Source organism: Nevskia sp., from assembly GCF_023266035.1.
Classification (GTDB): Bacteria; Pseudomonadota; Gammaproteobacteria; order Nevskiales; family Nevskiaceae; genus Nevskia.
Window position 1 is genome coordinate 38456 of sequence record NZ_JAHFRY010000009.1, and the last position, 20961, is coordinate 59416.

Genomic DNA, 20961 nt, shown 5'->3' on the forward strand with positions numbered 1-20961 from the left:
CCATGCATGAGCCTGTCTGCGCAACACTGACCGCCGCCGGCATCGAAGCCCACATCCGCGCCTATTTCGACGCCTGCAACAGCGGCGACGCCGAACGGATCGCCGCCTACTTCGAGCCGGACGGCGTGCACTACTTTCCGCCCGGCATGTACGAAGGCCCGTTTCGTGGTGCGCTGACCATCGGCAAACGCTGGCAGGCGGCGGTCGAAACCTTGGGTTCGTACTGGACCGTCGATCACGTGATCGTCGATCCCGCGACACGCCGCGCCGCGATCGAGTGGTCGCACTTCAAGCGCCGCAAGCACGTGCTGCTGCGCGGCGACGAGTGGTACCGCTACAGCGAACGCGGCCTGATCCAGGACATCCGGGCGTATTACGCGAGCCCGCAGGATGCCAGTCTCGAGCGGCTGGAACTCGGGGGCTGGGACTACGCCGGGCTTGGCTATCCGCTGAAGGCACCGCCGCAAGGCTGAGCTACCACTTGATGAATGGCGGCGCGCTCAGCGGATGCAGCTTGAACCAGCCGCCGGCCAGGCTCATCAGCTTCTTGTGGAAGCCTTCGTTCGGCAAGCGGGTCTTGACCTCCTTGACGAACGCACCGGGCAAGCCGAAACGAACCAGGCCCAGCGACACGTCGACCAGATCGGCCTTGCGGAACACTTCGGCGAGCGGGTAGCGCGCGTCCTGGTAGGCGCGCAGCTTGTGGTGTTCGTCGATCAGGCGATCGACCAGCGGAATCCATTCCGTCTTGCCGCGTGCACTGAGGTAATCCCGGGCGCGGACTTCAGACGGCGGCAGGTAGTCGATGGTGCCGTCGGACCAGATGCCGAGATCATGGAAGGCCGCGGCGATGATCAGCTGCTCACGCTCTTCGGCCGTGCAGCCGGGCTGTAGCGCGAAGCAGAAGTTGAGCATCCGCGAGCAGTGATTGCGATAGGGCAGCAGGTCCGGCCCGAGCTGTTCGGTCCACTGGCCGAGGATTTCGTCGAGCAGCGGGAAGTTCAGTTCAACGGTCATGGCTATGCGTCCGGAGCAGTGGCTGAAAGCGATTATCGAGACTGCAGGCTTGCTACCGTCAGTGGCCCGAACGACAAAAGCCGATAGCATCGGGCCATGCCTGCCCCTAACCTGTCCCGACCGCTGCCGATCGTTGTCGTCGTCGCCTTCGATCGCATCAGCCCCTTCCATCTCGCCGTGCCCTGCGCCGTGTTCGGCGAGGAACATCCGGGCCTCACTCACTTCGAGTTCAAGGTCTGCGCCTCGGAGCCCGGGCCGCTGCGGACCACGGCCGGCTTCTCCTTGAGCGTCGACCACGGTCTGGAGGCGTTGGATGACGCCGGCCTGATCATCGTGCCCAGCTGGCGCGATCCGGCCGAACGGCCGCCGCAGGCGCTGCTCGACGCGCTGCAAGCCGCCCATGCCCGCGGCGCACGGATCGTCGGCCTCTGCCTTGGCGCCTGCGTGCTTGCCGACGCCGGCCTGCTCGCAGGCCGCCGCGCGACCACGCATTGGGGCTATGCCGCCGAACTGGCGCGCCAGCATCCGGACATCGACGTCGATGCCGGCGTGCTCTATCTCGACGATGGCCTGATCACCACCTCGGCCGGCACCGCCGCAGGACTTGATTGCTGCCTGCATCTGCTGCGCGGCCTCTGCGGCAGCGAGATCGCCAACAAGGTCGCGCGCCGGCTGGTGGTGCCGCCGCACCGTCAGGGCGGGCAGGCGCAGTTCATCGAGCAACCGCTGCCGACCACCGGCGCCGATACCCGGCTCGATGCGCTGATCACCTGGCTGCACGGCCATCTGCACCAGCCGCACGATCTCGATTCCCTGAGCGCCCGCGCGCTGATGAGCCGCCGAACCTTCACGCGCCGCTTCCGCGAACGTACCGGCATGACCTTGATCGACTGGCTGACTGCCGAGCGCCTGGCGCTCAGCCAACGCCTGCTGGAAACCACCGAGCATCCCGTCGAGCAGATCGCGGTACTCGCCGGCTTCGGCTCGGCAGTGTCGCTGCGCCAGCATTTCCGGCGTGCGCTGGGCGTGTCGCCGGGTGCCTGGCGGGCGAGTTTCAGCGGCAGCTGATCGGGGACGCGATCAACAGGTCGATGCGCGGGCCGCGACTTCGGTCAGAGGCTTTACGGCAGGCCCTTGCGGCGGCCGGCGTCCATGAACAAGGTGCCGCCGGCCAGGGCATCGGCCTCCGGCGCCAGCAGCAGTTCGATCGCCCAGGCGATCTGCTCGACCGTGGTGAAGGCGCCGATCGCCGATTCCTGACGCATCTCGTCGAGCACCGCGTCGGCGCTGATGCCGTCGCGTTCGCCGCGGGAAGTGGCGACCCGGCGCAGGCGATCGGTATCCGCCGGGCCGGGCGCAACCAGATGCGCCGTCACGCCGCGCGATCCGTAAGCCCAGGAGTACTGGCGGACGACGTTGGCGAGCGCCGCGTTGGCGACGCCCGCAGTGGCGGCATAAGCGGTGGGTTCGAAGCCGTAGTGGCCGCCGATCGCGACGATGCGCGAGCCGCGTTGCAGTTGACCGTCCGCCGCGCGCACCAGCCGCAGCAGGCCGCCGACCTTGATGTTGACGGCATCGACAACCGCCGCTGTCGGCGCGCTCATCACGCCGCCAGCAGTGGCCACGCCGGGGCCATGCACGAGCATCCGCACTGGGCCGTCGATCATCGCCGCGATGGCGGCGATCGAAGTATCCGCAGAGATATCGGCGACGCAGGCGACGATGTTCGGCTGACCGGCTGCAAGCGCGGCGACGCTGTCGGCACTGCGAGCGACGGCGATCACTTTCAGGCCGCGTGCCGCCAGACGGCGCGCGATGACCTGGCCCATCGCGCCGGTGGCGCCGACGACGATGGCGGTTTCTTGTCTCATGGGATGCAGTGGTCAGTGGTTAGTGGTTAGTGGCTAGTGACCGGTATCAGCGTCGAGCTACTAACCACCGATCACTGACCACTAGCCACTGCTTCATCACGTCAGCACATTCAGGAAGCTTTCGCGCGGCGTGAAGTCCTGCGAGAAAGTCGCCGCGCCCAGCTCGGTCGTGTCCCAGACCAGGGTCGGCGTGTCCGGATAATGGATATAGCCTTCCGAGAACACTTCGTTGCGGTTGCCGTTGGGATCGAAGAAATAGATCGTCGAGCCGCGCGTGATGCCATGACGGTTCGGGCCGACATCCACCGGCACCCGATACTTGCCGATGCGATCTGCGGCCTTGACCACGTCATGCGCCGATTCGAGCAGGAACGAAGCGTGGTGGAACTTGTTCTTTTCCGGCTGCAGGACAAACGCGATGTCATGCGGCGTGGTCGAGCAGCTGAGGAACACGGCCAGCGAAATCTTCGCTTCGTGATGGATGAGCTTCTCGGACAGATCGAACTCGAACACTTCGGTGAACAGCTGCACGCACTCATCGAGGTTGTGGCCGCCGAGCAGCAGGTGATCGAGACGGTTGATGTTGAAGCCGCGGACGACGCCGTCGTCCGGCACGACACCCGGGTTGTGCAGGCCCATGGTGTTGCCGATCTGATCCTTGTGCGCATAGAGCTGCATCGTATGGCCGGACGGCAGCACGAACTCCAGACGCCGGCCGCTCTTCGGATAGACGCCGGCGGCGATGTGCTTCACCTCGAGGCCGAAAGCCTTGATCTTCGGTTCGAGACGATCAAGCGTCGCATCGTCATAAACCTTGAACGCGAAGTAATCCATGCCAGGACGATCGCTGGGAATCAGCACGATCGAGTGATGGTCATGCTCGTCCCAGCACTTGTAGTAGACGCGGCCTTCGGCGTCTTCGAGCACTTCATGCAGACCCATGATGTGGTCGTAATGGTGTTTCGATTTCTTCATGTCGGTGACGCGGATCGCGATCTCGCCGACTCTCAGGACGCCTCTCATAGACATATGCTTTCTCCTCGCTTTATCGCTGACCGGATTCGGTCGTTGGCTGCTGCATTCGGTGAAGAAACTTCGCGGCTCGATTCCGTTCAGGCCGCTTTGTCGTTGAGCAGACCGCGCTCGCGCGCCATGGTCAGTGCCGTGTCTTCGATCATGTCTTCCTGGCCGCCGATCATCTTGCGTTTGCCGAGTTCGACCAGGATGTCGCGCGCCGGCAAGCCGTACTTGGCACCGAGCCGCTTGGCATGCAGCAGGAACGTCGAATAGACGCCGGCGAAGCCTAGGGTCAGCGAAGCACGATCGACGCGCACCATCTGATCCATCATCGGCACGATCAGGTCTTCGGCCATGTCCATCAGCTTGAACAGATCGCAACCGGTGTCGATGCCCATGCGATCGCAGACCGCGACGAACACTTCCAGCGGCGTGTTGCCGGCACCGGCACCGAGGCCGGCCACCGAGGCATCGATGCGCGAAGCACCTTCCTCGATCGCGGCAATCGAGTTGGCGATGCCCATGCCGAGGTTGTGATGGCCGTGGAAGCCGATCTGGGTTTCCGGCTTCAGTACATCGCGCAAGGCACGAACGCGACGCTTCACATCCTCCGGCAGCATGTAGCCGGCCGAGTCGGTGACATAGACGCATTCGGCGCCGTAGCTCTCCATCAACTTGCCCTGCACCGCCAGGCCTTCCGGCGTATTCAGGTGCGCCATCATCAGGAAGCCGACGGTGTCCATGCCCAGCTTGCGGGCATAGGCGATGTGCTGCGGCGTGGTATCGGCCTCCGTGCAGTGAGTCGCCACGCTGACGCTGCGCACGCCGTGGTCGTAGGCCGACTGCAATTCCTTCATCGTGCCCATGCCCGGGATCAGCAGCACCGAGACCTTGGAGCGCTTGATGTGCGGCATCACCGCAGTCCAGTACTCCTCGTTGGAGTGCATGGCGAAGCCGTGCTGCAGCGAATTGCCACCGAGGCCGCCGCCATGGGCAACCTGCATCAGCGGCACGCCGGCAGCGTCGAGCGCCGAAGCAACCGCGACCATCTGTGCCGTGGAAATCTGCTCGCGCTTGGCGTGCATGCCATCGCGCAGGCTCATGTCGTGGATCAGGACCTTGCGGCCCTTCAAGTCGATGAAACCGTCGTTGGTCGTCGTGCTCATGATCAGGCTGCCTTCAGTTCGATGCGTCCCGCGAGAATTCCTTCGGCAAACATCTCGGCCGTACGCGTCGCAGCGGCGGTCATGATGTCGAGGTTGCCGGCGTAGGTCGGCAGGTAGTCGCCAAGGCCCTTCACTTCCATGAACACGGCCACCTTGTTGCCATCGAATACCGGGCCATTGACCAGGCGATAACCAGGCACGTACTTCTGCACTTCGCCGATCATCTGCTGCACCGATTCGCGGATGGCGGCCTCGTCCGGCTTGTCGTCGGTCAGGCAGTAGATGGTGTTGCGCATCATCATCGGCGGCTCGGCCGGATTGACCACCACCAGCGCCTTGCCCTTGCGCGCGCCGCCTACGACTTCGATGGCGTTCGAGGTCGTGTAGGTGAACTCGTCGAGATTGGCGCGGGTGCCGGGGCCGATCGATTTCGAGGCGACGCTGGCGATGATCTCGGCGTAGCTGACGCCCTGTACGCGCGACACGGCGCGGACGATCGGAATCGTCGCCTGGCCGGCGCAGGAAATCATGTTGAGGTTCATCGCGCCCTTGGCGGCGTGCTCGGCGAGATTCACCGGCGGCACACACAGCGGGCCGATCGCGGCTGGCGTCAGATCGATCATCATCACGCCGAGCGCCGTCAGCTTGTCCGAGTTCGACTTGTGGACGTAGGCGCTGGTGGCATCGAAAGCGATCTGGATGCCGTCTTCGAGCACATGTGGCAGCAGGCCATCGACACCTTCATGCGTGGTCTTCAGGCCCATGTCGCGGGCCATCTTGAGACCTTCGGAATTCGCATCGATGCCGACCATCCACACCGGTTCGAGCAGCGGCGAACGCTGGATCTTGTAGATCAGATCGGTGCCGATGTTGCCGGAGCCGATCAAGGCACAACGGATCTTTTTCATGATGCGGCGGCCTCCCGATGCAACTGGCCATTGACGCCGTTCACGGCAGCCGGCGCCGGCATCTTGCCGTTCTGTGCTGCGGTGACGCCGCCCACTGAAAAGTCCTCGCCGCCCATCTCGTGGATCAGGATGCGAACGTTCTCGGGCTTGACGCCAAGCACCTCGACGACGGTCTCGGTGACGCGCTGTGCGAGCCTGCGTTTCTGCTCGACCGTGCGGCCTTCGAGCAGGTTGAACTGGATGATGGGCATGAGGGTTCTCGGGAAGTGGATTCAGGGACTTTCGACGGCGGACATCGCATACACGCGACGACTCGCAGCCGGCACTTGTCCTTCGGCGTCGATCATCTTGCGCAGCAGGCGTCGGACCTTGATCGGGCCGGCGTCATTGCAGATCAGCACCGGATGCAGACCGAAGAAATCATCGGTGCCCATCTCGGCGTGCACGGCTTCGATGACCGGTCCGTCCTCGGTCTCGAAGGCGGCATGCATGGCCTGGATCTTGGCCTTGTTGTACTCGCCGTCTTCGACCAGATGATTGCGTCGCGTCGCGAAGAAGTAGTGCGTGGTGTCGGCGCTTTCCGGCGTACAGGTATGCAGGTCGTACTGGCCGACGCAGTCGATGAGATCGAGATTCTTCGTCGGGTCCTGCACCGCGCCGACCGACAGCTGGATGTTGGCCGGCGCCGTCCAGGTGATCTCGAAGTAATGCCGCGCGGGGCCCAGCGGCTCCGGCATGAACGGCGAAAAGATCATCAGCGGCGGCTGCTGCGTCCACTCGGATCGCGAGGTGACGGTGGTCGACGTCTCGCTCAGCTTTGGCGTCAGCGGCGACAGCTGGCCGCGGGTGGTGATGATCTCGCCATGCACGTGATCGATATGGCTCAAGTCCATTACGTTGTCGGTGATCAACTCGTAGTTCGCTTTCATGTGCATGTAGGTCGCAGCCACCGCGTTGGGATGGCCTTCCTCGAGCGGACTGAAGTCCGGCAGTTTTGAAGCGTCTGCAGCGGCCTCGCCCATCCAGATCCAGATGAAGCCATAGCGTTCCAGCAGCGGGTAGACGCGCACGCGCGCACTCGGCGGCGTTGCGCCGGTGCCATGCGGGTTGTGCGTGCAGCGGCCGGAGCAGTCGAAGCGCAGGGCGTGGTAGAGGCAGGACACTTCGTCGCCGACGCGCTTGCCGAGATGCAACGGCGCGAAACGATGCGGACAACGGTCATGCATCGCGACCGGCGTACCGTCCTGTTTCCGGTAGATCAGGATGGAGGTGTCGAGAATCTTGCGGTGGAACAGCGCAGTGGCGTCGACTTCGGTCGATATCGCAGCGACATACCAGACGTTCTGAAGGGCTTTCATGGGGCAGTCTCCTCAGGCCATCGCGGGTTCGGCGTGGGCGGCCGTAGTGGTCGCCGTCGCGCTGTCGCCGGCTTCGGCACGCAGCATCTCGTCGAGCAGCCGCAGGATTTTCGAAGGACCGGCGTCGTGGATGATCGACACGGTCTGGAAGTCCGGCCGCTCGCTGACCCGGACGTGCTGCGCCTCCAGCACCTGGCGATCCTCGGTGAACGCGTCGTCGAGGTTGTCGCGCAGCAGTTCGGACAGGCCCGGGAATTCGCAGTGCTTCGCCGCGCCCCAGGAATAGTAGTAATCGACCGATTCGGCATCGTTCGGCGTCACCGCCTGTGAAGTCCAGGTGTCGGCGATCATCGGGCCGGTCGGCGCGCCTTCGTCGCGGTCGTCGGCGATATGCACGCGGAAATGCAGCACCCAGGTGCAGGGAATCGTGTGGGTGACGTCGAAGTGCAGATCGAACAGCGTGCCGGGCGGAAACAGATGCGACAGGAAGGTGCTGATCGGCGACTTGCGCACCACGTATTCGGTGCGCATGCCGTTCGGCAGCATCGTGAAAGTCGGCTTGATGTGCGTGTACTTGTCGCGCGTCATCGGATCTGGCGCACCCAGCGTGTCGCGATGAACCCAGACCAGATGGGTCAGGTCGGCGAGATTGGCGATCTCCAGCCGATAGCTCGCATTGACGTGCATCTGCGAGGTCTTGACGTTCCAGTCCGGGTTGCCCGGGCCGATGGCATGCGGGATCAGCTTTTCATCGGCCTTGGCCGGATCGCCCATCCAGACCCAGACCCAGTTGTCACGCTCGACGACCGGGAAGGCGCGCACGCAGGCGCGCGGCGGAATGTGGTCCTGACCGGGAACTTCGTTGCATTTGCCGTCCGGACCGAAGCGCAGGCCGTGGTACATGCAGCGGATGTTGTCGCCTTCCTTCTGACCCAGCGACAGCGCCGCCTGACGATGCGCGCAGCGGTCTTCCAGTGCCACGATCGGACCACTCGGCTTGCGATACAGCACCACTCGTTCACCGGCGATCTTGCGAGCCACCAGCGCACCCTTGGCCTGGGTGAGCGAGTTCTTCTGGCTCTGCGTGAACAGGTAGTCCCAGCCGGCGTTGTACCAGGCATTCTTGACGAACATTGCAGTCTCCTCCATCGCGGCTCTGCGGCCTTGTGTGCTTGCGAAACTCAGACGAAGCGGAAGGACACCGAACCCATGTCCTGGAAGCGCGCGGTGATGCAGTCGCCGGCTGAAACCGGGATCGCTTCGGTGATGCCACCGGTCATCACATAGCTGCCCGCCGGCAGCACTTCGCCACGGGAGGCCAAGTGCTTGACCAGCATCACCACGGCATTGGCCGGATGATTCAGCACGGCGGCGCTGGCACCGAGCGCCATGATTTCGCCGTTCTTCTCGATGACCACGCCAATCGTGCGCAGATCCAGTTCGCGCGGATCGCGCGGCCGGCCACCGGTGACGTAACGCGACGAGGAACCGTTGTCGGCGATCACGCTGACCAGATCGAACTTGAACTTCTCGTAACGCGAGTCGATGACTTCGACGGCCGGGATGATGTAGTCGGTCGCCACCAGCACCTGCTCGATGGTGAGGTCGCCTTTCAGTTCGGCCTTGGTCACGAAAGCGATCTCGGCCTCGACTCGCGGATGCACCAGTTCCTTGATGTCGATCGCGCTGTTCTCGGGGCGCGAGAAGCTGGCCATCAGGATGCCGAAGCTCGGCTCGTCGACGCCCATCTGCAGCATCTTGGCTTTCGAGGTCAGACCGGCCTTGAGGCCGACGCAGCGATCGCCGCGGGCGATCCAGCGGCGGCGCAGTTCATCCTGCACCGCATAGCTGTCTTCGATGCTCATCGACGGATACTCGTCGGTGAGCTTGGTCATGGTGGTCGCATGATCCTGCGCGTTGAGCACGCGGTCGGTCAGCTTGTTGATGATCGTGGTGTCGAGCATGGTCTTGGCCTTCAGACGAAACGGATATCGCAGCTGCCGAGGCCGCCGACGGTGCAACGCATGTGATCGCCAGCGACCACCGGAATCAGCGAGGACTGCGAGCCGGACAGGATCACTTCGCCGGCCTTGAACGGAATGCCGAGCGCGCCGAGCGTGTTGGCCAGCCACACGACGGCATTGACCGGCCCGCCCTGCACCGCAGCGCCGGCCGCGGTGGAGAACAGATCACCGTTGCGTTCGAGCACCATGCCGGCGAGGTTCAGATCGAGATCGGTCGGCTTCTTCTTCGCCTTGCCGAGCAGATAGACGCCGCAGGAAGCGTTGTCGGCGACGGTGTCCTGAATCTTGATCTTCCAGTCGGTGATGCGGCTGTCGACGATCTCGAAGCAGGCGACGACGTAGTCCGTAGCGCGGATCACGTCGGTCGCGGTGATGCCCGGGCCGTTGAGATCGTGCTTGAGCACGAAGGCCACTTCGGCTTCCGCCTTCGGCTGGATCAGGCAGGCCAGCGAGACTTCCTGGCCTTCGACGAAAGCCATGCCGGAAGTCAGCTGGCCGAAGTCCGGACGAGTGACGCCGATCATGTCCTGCACCGCTTTCGAGGTGACGCCGATCTTCTTGCCGACGATGTGCTCACCGGCTTCGAGGCGCCGCGCGACCATGCGCTGCTGGATGCGATAAGCATCGTCGATGGTGATCAGCGGCTCGCGCGCCAGCAGCGGCGCAACGGTGGTGCGGGTGATCAGCGCGTTGTACAGCTCGTCGCCGTAGTGGCGAACCTGTTCGTCGGTGAAGCCGGTCTTGCCGTCCATGTTCATCTCTCTTTCGTAGGGTGGGAAAGCGGCTTCACCGCGCATCCCACCGTCTTCGGTGAACTCGCCATGAGACTGAGTTCACCCGGCGTTTAAACTCATCCAATCCGGCGGGATGCGGGATTCCATTCGCTCCCTCCGGCATCGAATACGGCGGGATGCGCGGCCCAAAAGCCGGCCGCTTTCCCGCCCTACAACTTGACGCAGACATTGCGCAGCTCGGTGTAGAACTCCAGCGAATGGACGCCGCCTTCGCGGCCGATGCCGGATTGCTTGCTGCCGCCGAACGGCGTGCGCAGATCGCGCAGGAACCAGCTGTTGATCCAGGTGATGCCTACTTCGACCTTGGCCGCGACACGATGGGCACGGGACAGGTTGCTGGTCCAGATCGCCGTCGACAGGCCGTACTTCGTGTCGTTGGCCATGCGGATCGCGTCGGCCTCGTCATCGAACGGCGTGATGTGGCAGCAGGGTCCGAAGATCTCTTCGCGGATCACGCTCGCGGTTTCCGGCAGGCCGGTCCAGATCGTCGGCTGCACCCAGGAACCGTTGGCCAGCGCGCCCGGCATCTCCGGCACGCCGCCGCCGGTGACGATGGTCGCGCCTTCGGCCTTGGCCTTGGCGTAGTACGACAGCACCTTGCCCTGGTGTTCTTTCGAGATCAGCGGGCCCAGGGTCACGCCCGCATCGATGGGCGCGCCGAGCTTCAGCGCTTCGGCCCTGGCTTTCAGGGCGACCACGAACTTGTCGAAGATCGGCCGCTCGACGTACAGCCGTTCGGTGCCGAGGCAGACCTGGCCGCAGTTCAGGAACACCGAACGCATCGTGCCTTCGATCGCGGCATCGAAATCGCAGTCCGCGAAGATCAGGCCGGCGTTCTTGCCACCAAGCTCGAAGGACACATCGCGTATGCCATCCGCGGTGTTCTTGATGATCGCGGCACCGGTGCGGGTTTCGCCGGTGAAGGTGATCGCGGCAACGCCTTCATGCCTGGTGAGGAATTCGCCAGCAGAGTTCGGCCCGAGGCCGTGAACGACGTTGTAGGCGCCCTTCGGCACGCCGACCGCGTTCATCACTTCACCGAGCAGAGTCGCCGTGCCCGGCGTTTCCTCGGACGGCTTGACGATCACCGCGTTGCCGCAGGCCATGGCCGGGCCGACCTTCCAGGTCATCAGCAGCAGCGGCGCGTTCCATGGGCAGATCACGCCGATCACGCCTTTCGGTACGCGCAGCGCGTAGTTCAAGGCGCCCGCGCCGTCCGGCGTCGGCGTCATGAAGCTTTCGGTGGCGACGTTCTTGACCACGTCGGCAAAGATTTTGAAGTTGGCCGCACCACGCGGGATGAAGGCGTGCTCCATCATCGATTTCGGCTGGCCGGTGTCGGCCATTTCGGCGGCGACGAAATCGCCGAATCTGCGCGTGATTTCGTCGGCAACCTTGTGCAGCAGCGCCGCGCGCTCATCGATGCTCATGCGGCCCCACGGGCCTTCCATCGCCGCCTTGGCAGCGGCGACGGCGGCATCGATCTCGGGCTGGCCGCCTTCCTGCACGTGGCCGATCAGCGCGTTGTCCGCCGGCGAACGCTTCTCGAACGACTTGCCGCTGCGGCTGTCGACGAACTCGCCGTTGATGAAGTGCTTGAAGCTTTTCAGTGCGGCGACGGCGTCAGGTGGCGCGCCAGCAGCGGAGGGATCGTTGGCCATGAGTGGAGTCTTCGCGTTCAGGAATGGAGTGCTGCGACAGCGGCTTCGGCGCACAGAACGTCCTGCGCTTCAGAGCCGCCGGAAACACCGACGGAGCCGATCACCAGCTCATCGTCACGCAGCGGCAGCGCGCCACGGATCAAGGTGAAACCGGCAATGTTGAGGAGGCCTTCGCGTACCTGCGGACGTTCGGCGGCAAAAGCGCCTTCGACGACTTCAGCCGGCAAGCCGGCTGCCGAAGCCACGCTCTTCGCCTTGGCGAGGCTGACCTCGTCCGAGATCAGGAAGGCATTGGGCATCCGCAGATAGGCGACCAGGCGCGCCGTGCTATCGACGACGGCGACGCAGACATGGATGCCCAGCGCTTCGGCCTTGGCGACAGCAGCCGCGGCCACCCGCATCGCCGCCGCGTGATGAATGACCGGACGGGCCACGGACAAGGGCGTGCTCATGACGGCGTTCCGGTGGATGACGGCTGACTGCTGCTGCGTGTCGTCAGGCTGCGGATCAACTCCGCCGTGCTCAGCTGCGCGCAGCGGTTGACGCGCTTGCCAAGTGCGCGGAGATGGAGATCGCTGGTGGGTGTCAGACGGCAGGCGAGCACGATCGCCTTGCTGCGGCATTCATGGGTGACTTCGTCGATGCTCATCACGCCCAGCTCGTAGCTGCCGGACAGCACCTGCACGCGACAGACGCCACAACCACCGCTGCGGCAGCCGATCGCGATCGAGGCATTGCTGCGCCCCGCCATCGCGTCGAGCACCGACTGATCGCCGCGACAGGCGAATTCGGCACTGCTGCCTTCGATGGTGATGCGATGCTGCATCAGGCTCTCTCCTCGTCATGCGCCAGCGCCTCTGCGGGCGTTGTACGGACATCGTCTAGCTGGCGCAGCGAGTACTGCGCGTGATCGAAAAGGTAGGCCGTTCGACCTATACCGTCCATTACTTTTGGTTTGCCGTTGCGATACCTGAGCGGTATCGTTCCGCCGCTCAAGCCCGAGCCGCGTGAATCACTTTTCGCATGAAATTCGGCCCCATCGAGTTCCGGCACCTGCGTTACTTCACGGCTGTCGTCGAGTCGAAAAGCTTTCGCGCGGCGGCTCAGCGGCTGCACGTTTCGCAGCCGCCGCTGACCCGTCAGGTGCAGCAGCTGGAGGAATTGCTCGGCGTTTCCCTGCTCGAGCGGCAGCCGCGTGGCGTCGAACTGACCGCCGCCGGTGCGGTGTTCTACGAAGAAGCGCGCAACCTGCTGGCGCTCGCCGAGCAGGCGATCGACCGCACCCAGATGGCCGCCCAGGGGCAGCTCGGCAGACTCGATATCGGGGTATTCGGCTCCGCGGTGTTCGATGCGATTCCGCGGGTGATCCAGGCGTTCCGGCTGGCCTATCCGAAAGTCGACATCGTGCTGCACAACCTCGACCGCGCCGGGCAGATCCGGGCGCTGCGCGAGCGGCGGCTGACCGTCGGCTTCAATCGTTTCTTCGTCGAGGAGGTCGGCCTGCTCTGGGATGTGGTGCTGCACGAGCAGCTGAACGTGGCCGTGCACGAAGCGCATCCATTCGCGAAACGCGAGCGCCTGAACTTCGATGATCTCGCCGACCAGCCGCTGATCGTCTATCCACGCACCTCGCGACCGAGCTTCATCGATCAGGTCTTGAGCATGTTCCACAGCCGCCACCTGACGCCGCAGATTGTTCAGGAAGTGGACGACGTGGTCACCGCGATCGCGCTGGTGTCATCCGGCTTCGGGCTGACCCTGGCCAGCGATTCGGCGCTGACCCTGCGCCTGCCCGGTGTCGTCTACGTGCCACTGGAAGTAACCGAGGCCCAGATCGATCTGTGCATGATTCGCCGCGCCGACGATGAATCCGCGCTGCTGCGTGCGTTCATCAACGTGGTGCATGCGGTGCTGCCGCCGCGCGGCTAGGGAGTGCTATCAGATCTGAGACCCGGCACGATAAGCGCCGATGCAGAGCCAAGCGCTTGATTTCAAAAGGCTAGGGGCATTTCTGCCCCTGCCCAGTTGCCGATCGAAATTCGATCCCGGCGATCAATTATTTTTGACGGTTCCGTCAAATATTTTGTGCGTCTGCGACAAGCGGCTGATTTACAACGATAAATGGTCGGCCATATTTCTTGACCGCGCCATCGACCATGCTTATACTGCACCGCAACAACAGTCATTCACCGCAGTGCAAAAGTAGAAAAACTCAATTGCACTGCGGATGTCTCCTCCAGAAAGGCTTCGGCCTTTCTCGCACCTTGCCCCCTGACTCAGGGGGTTTTTTTTGGGCGTCGATATTTCTTATAAGTTGTTATCGAGCGCTGCCGGAGTCTGCAGCATTCAATTTTGAGATTCAAGCCCAAAAAAGCCGATAGTTTTCAAAAACCCGCCACTTTCTGGATCAGCGCCGATCCGCACTGGGCACTGCGCATGCTGCTCCAGTTCAAGTGCGCGCCATGCTGGCGATTCCCAACCGATCTCGAACCCGGAAATCCCACCATCTGGTCATCAAGCGCATGCGTGGGCCCGTTCCAGCAGTCTCGGGCCCGATGTGCCCTGGAAAAGCACGCTGCAACCCCATTTTCAAAGGCTTACGATGCGCGGCCTGATTTCGCTCCGAACCACGCAGTCCCTATGAATGGCATGACCGGACACCCGACTGCTGCGCGCGGAAATCAGACTGAAGCGGTAGCGCCATGACCGATCCGTCCTTCAAGGTCGACCTCAGCAACTGCGATCAGGAGCCAATTCACATCCTCGGCGCGATCCAGCCGTTCGGTTTCCTGATCGTGCTCTCCTCGGACTGGAACATCGTCCGGGTCTCTGCCAACAGCGAGTTGCTGCTCGGCCTGGCGCCGGAAGCGCTCATCGGCAGGCACATCGTCGGGGTATTCGCGGCCGAGGCGGTCCACACCATCCGCAACCGGATGTTCAATCTGGTGACCGCGGACGTCGTCGAACGCATCTTCAAGCTGCCGCTGTTCGACGATGAACGCCCGTTCGACCTGGCGATTCATATGTCCAACGGCCAGTTCATCTTTGAAGTCGAGCCCGCCAGCAACGATTCGATCAGTCTGACCGGCACCTTGCGCAGCATGATGTCGCGTCTCGATGGCGCCAGAGGCCTGACCGATTTCTTCCGGGAAGGCGCCCGTCAGGTACGCGTGCTCACCGGCTTCGACCGGGTCATGGTCTATCGCTTCGACGAGAGCGAAGCCGGCCATGTGGTCGCCGAGTCCGCGCGCAGCGGCATCGGCAGCTTTCTGGGAATGCACTATCCGGCGTCCGATATTCCGGCCCAGGCCCGGGCGCTCTATATCCGCAACCTGTTTCGGGTGATTGCCGATGTCCGGGCAAAACCGGTGGCAATCGTTCCGCAGCTGGACGAAAACGGCGCGCCGCTCGATCTGTCGCTGGCCGTCACGCGTGCCGTGTCGCCCATCCATATCGAGTATCTGACCAATATGGGCGTGGGCGCGTCGCTGTCCATTTCCATCGTCATCGACGGCAAGCTGTGGGGCTTGTTCGCCTGCCATCACTACGCACCGCGCTTGCCGGGCCTTGAACGGCGCTCGCTGGCCGAGCTGTTCGGGCAGATGTTCGCGATGAAGCTGGAAAGCCGCGAACGTCAGCTGATGAGCGAGTTCCAGGCGAGGACGCGCGAAGTCTCGAGCAGCCTGCTCGGTGCGCTCGCCAGCGATTCCAAGCTGCTCGAAGATCCCGGCTGGCTCGGCGATACGCTGAATCGCGCGATCGAATCCGACGGCATGGGCGTGTCGATCAATGGTCGCGTGGCACTCGCCGGCCTTGCGCCCAGCGAATCGGAGTTCGCGCAGATCATCAAGGTGCTCAATGGCGTGGCCTCCAGCAAGGTTTATGCGACCGATCGGATCGCAGACCTGCTGCCTGCGGCTGCGCATTGGTCAGGCACTGCGACGGGCATGCTGTCGATGCCTATCTCGCGGTCGCCGCGAGACCACATCGTGCTATTCCGTCAGGAAATGATCCGCACGGTGCGCTGGGGTGGTGATCCGCACAAGCCTGTCGAGTTCGGTCCCAACGGCCCGCGCCTCACGCCACGCAAGAGCTTCGAGGCCTGGTCGGAATTGGTGAAGGGCCGTTCCAGACCTTTCAGCGCTCAGGAGACCAATGCGGCAGAGATGCTGCGCACGACCCTGATCGAAGTCGTGCTGCGCTTTTCCGAGGAAACCAATGCCGAGCGGCAGCTGGCGTCCAGCCGGCAGGATCTGCTGATTGCCGAACTGAATCACCGGGTACGCAACATCCTGAGCCTGATCGGCGGCCTGGTTCGACGCACCAAGGGAAGTGCGGCGAATTTCGACGATTACGTCGAACAGATCGACAGCCGGATCAATGCCCTGGCCCGCGCCCACAATCAGATCACCCAGCAACATTGGGGCGCAGCACCTCTCCATTCACTGATCGAGAACGAGACCGGCGCCTACTTCATTGGCAAACTCAACCACGTCACGTTCTCGGGACCGGATGTCCTGCTGTCGCCACTCGCGTACTCCACCTTGGCGCTGGTGCTGCACGAGCTGCTGACCAATGCTTCGAAGTACGGCGGCCTGTCCGAGCATGGGCGCGTCCATTTGAACTGGCGTCTGGATGCGGCGGGCGACCTGTTCATCGATTGGCGGGAGAGCGGCGGCCCGGCGGTTCAGGCGCCTATCCGGCAAGGCTTCGGCTCGACCATCATCAATCGCTCGATTCCCTACGATCTCGGCGGCAACGCGGAAGTCTTCTACAAGCTCACCGGCCTCGAAGCGAAGTTCTGCATTCCCGCAAGATTCATCTCGATCGATCGCTTCCCGAGCTCGACGAAAAGTGCCATCCCGTCGCGCTTGGACATGACCGCGAACGACCAGCAAGTGCTGCTGGGCGAGACGGTACTGCTGGTCGAAGACAGTCTCATCATCGCGCTCGATACCGAGCAGGTCCTGAAGGATCTGGGCGCCGACCGGGTGCTGTCAGCCTCGACTGTCCAGCAGGCCCTGTCCTTGATCGAGGACGAGCAACCCAGCATCGCCGTGCTCGATCTGAATCTGGGCGACCAGACCGCTATCCCGGTCGCACTGCGCCTGCTGGAACTCGGTATTCGTTTCGTGTTTGCCACCGGCTATGGCGACAAGGCCGACTTGCCGCAGGAACTGCTGGGCACGCCGATCCTGCAGAAGCCGTTCTCGAAGGAAAGCATCGCCAGCGCGATCGGCCGGCTGACCCGATAGGACTGCAGTTAGTCGGCGAAAGCCTGCCGGTATTGCTCCCGAACGGCGCGCTTCAGAATCTTCCCGGTGCCGCCCAGAGGCAGGGCATCGGTGAAGAAAACCGATTTCGGAATCTTGTAGCCCGCCAATAGTTCGCGGCAGTGCGCAGTGATCTCTTGTGCCGTTGCCTTCAGGTCTGGGGCCAGCACGATGACGGCCGTGACCTTTTCACCCCACTTCGGATCAGGCAGCCCGATGACCACGCAGGAGTGCACGGCGGGATGCCTGGCCAGTGCCTGTTCGACTTCGGCCGAGTAGACGTTCTCGCCGCCGGTCACGATCATGTCCTTGACCCGATCGACGAGATAGATGAAGCCCTCTGCATCACGGTAGCCGGCGTCGCCGGTGCGATACCAGCCGTCCTTGAGCACGGCCGCCGTCGCCTCGGGCTGACGCCAGTAGCTGCGGAAGATCGTCGGGCCGCGTATCCACAGCTCCCCGGGCTGGCCGTCCGGCAGATCGTAGCCGTCCGGATCGCGGATGCGGATCTCGATCTCGGGCAATGGCTTGCCGCAGGAACGCAGCTTGGGTTCATCATCCGGGTCATGCTGATCAGGACGCAGCAAGGTCAGCGGGCCCAGCGATTCCGAAGCACCGTAGAACTGCATGAACTGGCAGCCGGTCTCGACCAGCGCCCGGCGCAGCAGCGCGGCGGTAATCGGCGCACCGGCATACATCATCAGACGCAACGAGGAGAAATCCGTGGTCTTTGCGTCCGGATGGTCGATCAGCATCTGGATCGCCGTCGGCACCAGCGCGCAGATCGTCGGACGGTCACGCTGGATCAGCGCCAGCGCCTTGCCGGGGTCCAGCATCGGCAGGATGGTGATGCCCGCGCCGTTGTACAGCGCCTGCAGCGACAGCCCAGTGCCGACCAGATGGAACACCGGCATCACGGTCAGCATCATGTCGCCGGGGCGCCAGTCGTAGGCACCTGACAGATGCTCGCAAAGGCGCATGGCATCGAAGGCACGATGGGTCAGCTCGACGCCCTTCGGCTTGCCGGTGGTGCCCGAGGTATAGATCAGCACCGCAGTATCGAGTGGATGAATGCGCAACTGCGGATCGGCGTCATCGACCGCTGCCAGCCAGGCATCCAGTGCCTGGGGATCGCTCGAGTTCGAATCGAAGACCACAATTTCGAACGGCTGCGCGCATTGTCGGGCGATGGTCTCGACGACCGACACGAACTCGCGATCGACGAACACCAGCGGACATTGCGCGTCCTCGATGATCGGCACCAGTTCGGCAATCGCCAGACGCCAGTTCAACGCCGCCATCGCGCAGCCGGCCTTGGCAACGCCGAACAGCAGTTCGAAATATCGCGCGGAATTCTTGCCGAGAAAACCGATGTTGCTGCGCGCGGGAACACCATGGCCGATCAGCGCATTGGCAACTCGGCTGCTGGCGCTATCGAGTTGCGCGAACGTGGCCGTTCCCTGCTGATCGATCAGCGCGATCCGATCCGGCGTCTGCCCGCCCCAGTATCGGGGAATGTCTGCCACGGTGAGGACTTCGGCATGCAACCACATCGACGCTACTCCTAGTACGTGTTTGGCGCTGAGATCAAGCAGCCAGCGAACGGCTGATCAGCTCGCGCATGATTTCCGAGGTGCCGCCGTAGATGCGCTGGACTCTCGCATCGGCATACAGGCGGCAGATTTCGTATTCGCGCATGAAGCCGTAGCCGCCGAAGAACTGCAGGCACTGATCGACCAGACGTCCTTGCATCTCGCTGCACCAGAGCTTGGCGATCGAGGCCTGGGTCGAATCGAGTTGCCGGCGCACATGCTTGTCGAGGCATTGGTCGACGAAAGCCCAGCCGACGCTCAGTTCGGTCTTCAGGTCGGCAAGCTTGTAGCGGGTATTCTGGAAATCGCCGATCGCCTGGCCGAAGGCCTTGCGGTTGCGCACGTAGTCGACGGTGATGTCGAAAGCCCGCTGGGCTGCGGCCATCGAGGTCAGCGCGATCGCCAGGCGCTCCTGCGGCAACTGCTGCATCAGCGAAGCGAAGCCGGCGCCTTCACGGCCGAGCAGGTTGCCGCGCGGCACCTCGATGTCTTCGAGGAACAGTTCGGACGTATCGGCGGACAGCTGGCCGAGCTTGTCCAGCTTGCGGCCGCGATTGAAGCCAGCGCGTTCGGCCTCGACCAGGATCAGGCTGATGCTCTTGGCCCCCGGCGCGTCCGAAGTGCGGGCAACGACGATCACCAGATCGCAGTGCTGGCCGTTGGAGACGAAGGTCTTGTTGCCGCTGATGCGGAAGCCGGCTTCTGTTGGCGTGGCGCGCGTGCGCACCGCTTGCAGGTCGCTGCCGGTGCCAGGCTCGGTCATCGCCACCGCGCAAACCGTCTCGCCGCTGGCCAATCGTGGCAGCCAGTGCTGCTTCTGCTCCTCGTTGCCGAGATCTTCGATGTAGCTGGCGCCGACGTCGCTGTGCACGGTGAGATCGGACAACGGCCCGGCGAGGCCGGCGTAGGCGAACTCCTCGATCACCACGGCGTTGTGCTTGAAATTGCCGCCGGCGCCGCCGTGGCTGTCTGCGATCTGCGGGCAGAGAATGCCGGCCTCGCCGGCCCGCTGCCAGAAGCGGCGCTCGACCATGCCGGCCTCCTCCCAGGCGGTGAAGTGCGGCAGCACCTCCGCCTTGATGAAGCCGCGCACGGCATCGCGGAACAGGCTGTGCTCTTCTTCGTAAACGGCTCGGTGAATCAGCATGAGGATTGGTCTTGTGGATCGTTGGGTTCAGGCCGCCCGCAAGGCGACTGCGGTGCCATTGAGATTGGGCATGCCGGAGAGTTCGTCAGCGCCATCGCTGGCGATCAGCAGGTTGCGGTTGACGCCCTGCACCAGCGCCTCCCCGTTGTTCATCGGGTCGAACACGCGTGAGCCCCAGCCATGCTCCAGGCAGACCACGCCTCGGGAGACTTCAGCCGACAGCCGCAGCTTGGCAACGACGCTGCCGGTGCGCGAGGACAGGCGCACGGCTTGCTCGTCGACCAGATTCAGTGCTCGGGCGTCGTCGGGATGGATCTCCACATACTCGCCGTGCGCCTGCTTGCGCTTGACCGACTCGACCAGCCAGCTGTTCATCATGCTCACGCGGCGCTGATTGACGATCCGGAACGGAAACTCCGGATCAAGGGCCGGCGGTGCTTCGGCAAGGCGCTGACGCAGCGCATCGACGAAGGCCGGTGGCGCGGCATGGATGCGCTTGTCCGGCGTCTGCAGGGCGGCTCGGAAATCGCCATAACGCCGCTCGCCGTAGCTGATGCCCTGCGGGCTGCTGACCAGATCCTTCCACTTCAGCGGTGTGAACGCTTTGATCAGGAAAGCCCAGATCCAGCGTACATTGAAGGCATGGTGTGGGTTGCCGGTGCGGCGGGCAACCCAGCGGCTGGCGCGGACGATGCCGTTCATGCCTGGAATGCCGAGAAAGGGCACGTCCATCTTCAGCGCCAGGTCGAGGAAGAAATCCCATTCGCTGCGAACCTCGCCAGGCAGCTCGACGACCTTCTGCCCCAACTGCGTGAACGGGCGATCCATGAAGCCGCTGAACAATGCATACAGCTCTTCGCGTTCGAGGAAGTGCGAGCCGGGAATCAGCCAGTGCGCGTGGCGATGGCTTTCGCGCTGGAAGAAGTCGATGGCGACCAGCAGGTCGAGCTGCTCGAAAGCCTGATCGAGACGGGCACCATCGGGACCGGAGATCACCGGGTTGCCCGAGTTGACGATCATCGCCCGGATCTGGTCCTGGCCGGGGCTCAGGATCTCGTCGGCCATGATCGTCATCGGATAGGCGCCGGCGATCTGCTGGTGATTGCCGATGCGGCTGCGGCGTTTCACCGGTG

Annotated in this window: 21 protein-coding genes; 5 read left to right on the forward strand and 16 right to left on the reverse strand. The window is 63.5% G+C overall.

The features are described 5' to 3' along the window. The first annotated feature begins 2 nt into the window (after positions 1-2). Positions 3-473 carry a nuclear transport factor 2 family protein gene (locus tag Q0D45_RS02075; RefSeq protein WP_293387806.1) on the forward strand — a complete coding sequence of 157 codons (471 nt, stop codon included), beginning with the start codon at positions 3-5 and terminating at the stop codon, positions 471-473. Position 474: 1 nt separating this feature from the next. Here the strand turns inward: Q0D45_RS02075 and Q0D45_RS02080 are convergent, their stop codons facing one another. Beyond that, positions 475-1017, reverse strand: coding sequence for an HD domain-containing protein (locus Q0D45_RS02080; protein ID WP_293387809.1), 543 nt, complete (start codon positions 1015-1017; stop codon positions 475-477). A gap of 96 nt (positions 1018-1113) precedes the next feature. On the opposite strand from Q0D45_RS02080, the gene Q0D45_RS02085 reads away from it, so the two are divergent. Continuing rightward, on the forward strand, positions 1114-2085 hold the full coding sequence (locus tag Q0D45_RS02085) for a helix-turn-helix domain-containing protein (RefSeq protein WP_293387812.1): 972 nt from the start codon (positions 1114-1116) through the stop codon (positions 2083-2085). Between the two features lie 53 nt (positions 2086-2138). Here Q0D45_RS02085 and Q0D45_RS02090 read toward each other — a convergent pair whose 3' ends face one another. From Q0D45_RS02090 to Q0D45_RS02145, 12 genes are all read right to left on the reverse strand, one after another. Beyond that, positions 2139-2888, reverse strand: a complete 750-nt coding sequence (locus tag Q0D45_RS02090) for an SDR family oxidoreductase (RefSeq protein ID WP_293387815.1) — start codon at positions 2886-2888, stop codon at positions 2139-2141. A 96-nt stretch (positions 2889-2984) separates the two neighbouring features. Then, on the reverse strand, positions 2985-3917 hold the full coding sequence (locus Q0D45_RS02095; RefSeq protein ID WP_293387818.1) for a catechol 2,3-dioxygenase: 933 nt from the start codon (positions 3915-3917) through the stop codon (positions 2985-2987). A gap of 83 nt (positions 3918-4000) precedes the next feature. Continuing rightward, a complete protein-coding gene (gene dmpG, locus Q0D45_RS02100; RefSeq protein WP_366946310.1) occupies positions 4001-5071 on the reverse strand; it encodes a 4-hydroxy-2-oxovalerate aldolase in 1071 nt (356 codons plus the stop codon). A 2-nt stretch (positions 5072-5073) separates the two neighbouring features. Then, on the reverse strand, positions 5074-5979 hold the full coding sequence (locus Q0D45_RS02105; RefSeq protein ID WP_366946311.1) for an acetaldehyde dehydrogenase (acetylating): 906 nt from the start codon (positions 5977-5979) through the stop codon (positions 5074-5076). Beyond that, positions 5976-6230: a 2-hydroxymuconate tautomerase gene (locus Q0D45_RS02110; RefSeq protein WP_293387821.1), complete on the reverse strand. Its 255-nt coding sequence runs from the start codon at positions 6228-6230 to the stop codon at positions 5976-5978. Before Q0D45_RS02110 ends, Q0D45_RS02105 begins: the two co-directional genes overlap by 4 nt. Positions 6231-6251: 21 nt before the next feature. Next, on the reverse strand, positions 6252-7337 hold the full coding sequence (locus Q0D45_RS02115) for an aromatic ring-hydroxylating dioxygenase subunit alpha (protein WP_293387824.1): 1086 nt from the start codon (positions 7335-7337) through the stop codon (positions 6252-6254). 12 nt (positions 7338-7349) lie between these two features. Beyond that, complete coding sequence (locus tag Q0D45_RS02120; protein ID WP_293387827.1) at positions 7350-8471, reverse strand: aromatic ring-hydroxylating dioxygenase subunit alpha; 1122 nt, start codon at positions 8469-8471, stop codon at positions 7350-7352. A gap of 47 nt (positions 8472-8518) precedes the next feature. Continuing rightward, positions 8519-9301 (reverse strand): 2-oxo-3-hexenedioate decarboxylase, encoded by a 783-nt coding sequence (dmpH, locus tag Q0D45_RS02125; RefSeq protein WP_293387830.1) that lies wholly within the window; start codon positions 9299-9301, stop codon positions 8519-8521. A gap of 11 nt (positions 9302-9312) precedes the next feature. Further along, complete coding sequence (dmpE, locus tag Q0D45_RS02130) at positions 9313-10113, reverse strand: 2-oxopent-4-enoate hydratase (RefSeq protein WP_293387833.1); 801 nt, start codon at positions 10111-10113, stop codon at positions 9313-9315. Between the two features lie 191 nt (positions 10114-10304). Continuing rightward, positions 10305-11765 (reverse strand): 2-hydroxymuconic semialdehyde dehydrogenase, encoded by a 1461-nt coding sequence (locus Q0D45_RS02135; protein ID WP_366946314.1) that lies wholly within the window; start codon positions 11763-11765, stop codon positions 10305-10307. A gap of 68 nt (positions 11766-11833) precedes the next feature. Next, positions 11834-12268: a heme-binding protein gene (locus Q0D45_RS02140; RefSeq protein WP_293387837.1), complete on the reverse strand. Its 435-nt coding sequence runs from the start codon at positions 12266-12268 to the stop codon at positions 11834-11836. Beyond that, positions 12265-12642, reverse strand: coding sequence for a 2Fe-2S iron-sulfur cluster-binding protein (locus tag Q0D45_RS02145; protein WP_293387839.1), 378 nt, complete (start codon positions 12640-12642; stop codon positions 12265-12267). The genes Q0D45_RS02140 and Q0D45_RS02145 overlap by 4 nt, the downstream gene beginning before the upstream one ends. Before the next feature lie 197 nt (positions 12643-12839). On the opposite strand from Q0D45_RS02145, the gene Q0D45_RS02150 reads away from it, so the two are divergent. The 3 genes from Q0D45_RS02150 (at position 12840) to Q0D45_RS02160 (ending at position 17071) form a co-directional block, all read left to right on the forward strand. Then, on the forward strand, positions 12840-13745 hold the full coding sequence (locus Q0D45_RS02150) for a LysR family transcriptional regulator (RefSeq protein WP_293387841.1): 906 nt from the start codon (positions 12840-12842) through the stop codon (positions 13743-13745). Between the two features lie 40 nt (positions 13746-13785). Continuing rightward, a complete protein-coding gene (locus tag Q0D45_RS02155; RefSeq protein ID WP_293387843.1) occupies positions 13786-14022 on the forward strand; it encodes a hypothetical protein in 237 nt (78 codons plus the stop codon). Positions 14023-14518: 496 nt separating this feature from the next. Next, a complete protein-coding gene (locus tag Q0D45_RS02160; RefSeq protein ID WP_293387846.1) occupies positions 14519-17071 on the forward strand; it encodes an HWE histidine kinase domain-containing protein in 2553 nt (850 codons plus the stop codon). Between the two features lie 8 nt (positions 17072-17079). Here the strand turns inward: Q0D45_RS02160 and Q0D45_RS02165 are convergent, their stop codons facing one another. The 3 genes from Q0D45_RS02165 to Q0D45_RS02175 all read right to left on the reverse strand — a co-directional run. Continuing rightward, positions 17080-18642 (reverse strand): long-chain-fatty-acid--CoA ligase, encoded by a 1563-nt coding sequence (locus tag Q0D45_RS02165; protein ID WP_293387849.1) that lies wholly within the window; start codon positions 18640-18642, stop codon positions 17080-17082. 34 nt (positions 18643-18676) lie between these two features. Next, positions 18677-19828 (reverse strand): acyl-CoA dehydrogenase family protein, encoded by a 1152-nt coding sequence (locus Q0D45_RS02170; RefSeq protein ID WP_293387852.1) that lies wholly within the window; start codon positions 19826-19828, stop codon positions 18677-18679. Between the two features lie 27 nt (positions 19829-19855). Beyond that, positions 19856-20961 (reverse strand): molybdopterin dinucleotide binding domain-containing protein (locus tag Q0D45_RS02175; protein WP_293387855.1); only part of this gene is annotated, 1106 nt, incomplete at its 5' end.

What these genes read in the sequence shown, in the direction of transcription:
- Q0D45_RS02075 (WP_293387806.1), top strand. Translation starts at nt 3, where the DNA reads ATGCATGAGCCTGTCTGCGCAACACTGACCGCCGCCGGCATCGAAGCC.
- Q0D45_RS02080 (WP_293387809.1), bottom strand. Translation starts at nt 1,017, where the DNA reads ATGACCGTTGAACTGAACTTCCCGCTGCTCGACGAAATCCTCGGCCAG.
- Q0D45_RS02085 (WP_293387812.1), top strand. Translation starts at nt 1,114, where the DNA reads ATGCCTGCCCCTAACCTGTCCCGACCGCTGCCGATCGTTGTCGTCGTC.
- Q0D45_RS02090 (WP_293387815.1), bottom strand. Translation starts at nt 2,888, where the DNA reads ATGAGACAAGAAACCGCCATCGTCGTCGGCGCCACCGGCGCGATGGGC.
- Q0D45_RS02095 (WP_293387818.1), bottom strand. Translation starts at nt 3,917, where the DNA reads ATGTCTATGAGAGGCGTCCTGAGAGTCGGCGAGATCGCGATCCGCGTC.
- dmpG (WP_366946310.1), bottom strand. Translation starts at nt 5,071, where the DNA reads ATGAGCACGACGACCAACGACGGTTTCATCGACTTGAAGGGCCGCAAG.
- Q0D45_RS02105 (WP_366946311.1), bottom strand. Translation starts at nt 5,979, where the DNA reads ATGAAAAAGATCCGTTGTGCCTTGATCGGCTCCGGCAACATCGGCACC.
- Q0D45_RS02110 (WP_293387821.1), bottom strand. Translation starts at nt 6,230, where the DNA reads ATGCCCATCATCCAGTTCAACCTGCTCGAAGGCCGCACGGTCGAGCAG.
- Q0D45_RS02115 (WP_293387824.1), bottom strand. Translation starts at nt 7,337, where the DNA reads ATGAAAGCCCTTCAGAACGTCTGGTATGTCGCTGCGATATCGACCGAA.
- Q0D45_RS02120 (WP_293387827.1), bottom strand. Translation starts at nt 8,471, where the DNA reads ATGTTCGTCAAGAATGCCTGGTACAACGCCGGCTGGGACTACCTGTTC.
- dmpH (WP_293387830.1), bottom strand. Translation starts at nt 9,301, where the DNA reads ATGCTCGACACCACGATCATCAACAAGCTGACCGACCGCGTGCTCAAC.
- dmpE (WP_293387833.1), bottom strand. Translation starts at nt 10,113, where the DNA reads ATGGACGGCAAGACCGGCTTCACCGACGAACAGGTTCGCCACTACGGC.
- Q0D45_RS02140 (WP_293387837.1), bottom strand. Translation starts at nt 12,268, where the DNA reads ATGAGCACGCCCTTGTCCGTGGCCCGTCCGGTCATTCATCACGCGGCG.
- Q0D45_RS02145 (WP_293387839.1), bottom strand. Translation starts at nt 12,642, where the DNA reads ATGCAGCATCGCATCACCATCGAAGGCAGCAGTGCCGAATTCGCCTGT.
- Q0D45_RS02150 (WP_293387841.1), top strand. Translation starts at nt 12,840, where the DNA reads ATGAAATTCGGCCCCATCGAGTTCCGGCACCTGCGTTACTTCACGGCT.
- Q0D45_RS02155 (WP_293387843.1), top strand. Translation starts at nt 13,786, where the DNA reads ATGCAGAGCCAAGCGCTTGATTTCAAAAGGCTAGGGGCATTTCTGCCC.
- Q0D45_RS02160 (WP_293387846.1), top strand. Translation starts at nt 14,519, where the DNA reads ATGACCGATCCGTCCTTCAAGGTCGACCTCAGCAACTGCGATCAGGAG.
- Q0D45_RS02165 (WP_293387849.1), bottom strand. Translation starts at nt 18,642, where the DNA reads ATGTGGTTGCATGCCGAAGTCCTCACCGTGGCAGACATTCCCCGATAC.
- Q0D45_RS02170 (WP_293387852.1), bottom strand. Translation starts at nt 19,828, where the DNA reads ATGCTGATTCACCGAGCCGTTTACGAAGAAGAGCACAGCCTGTTCCGC.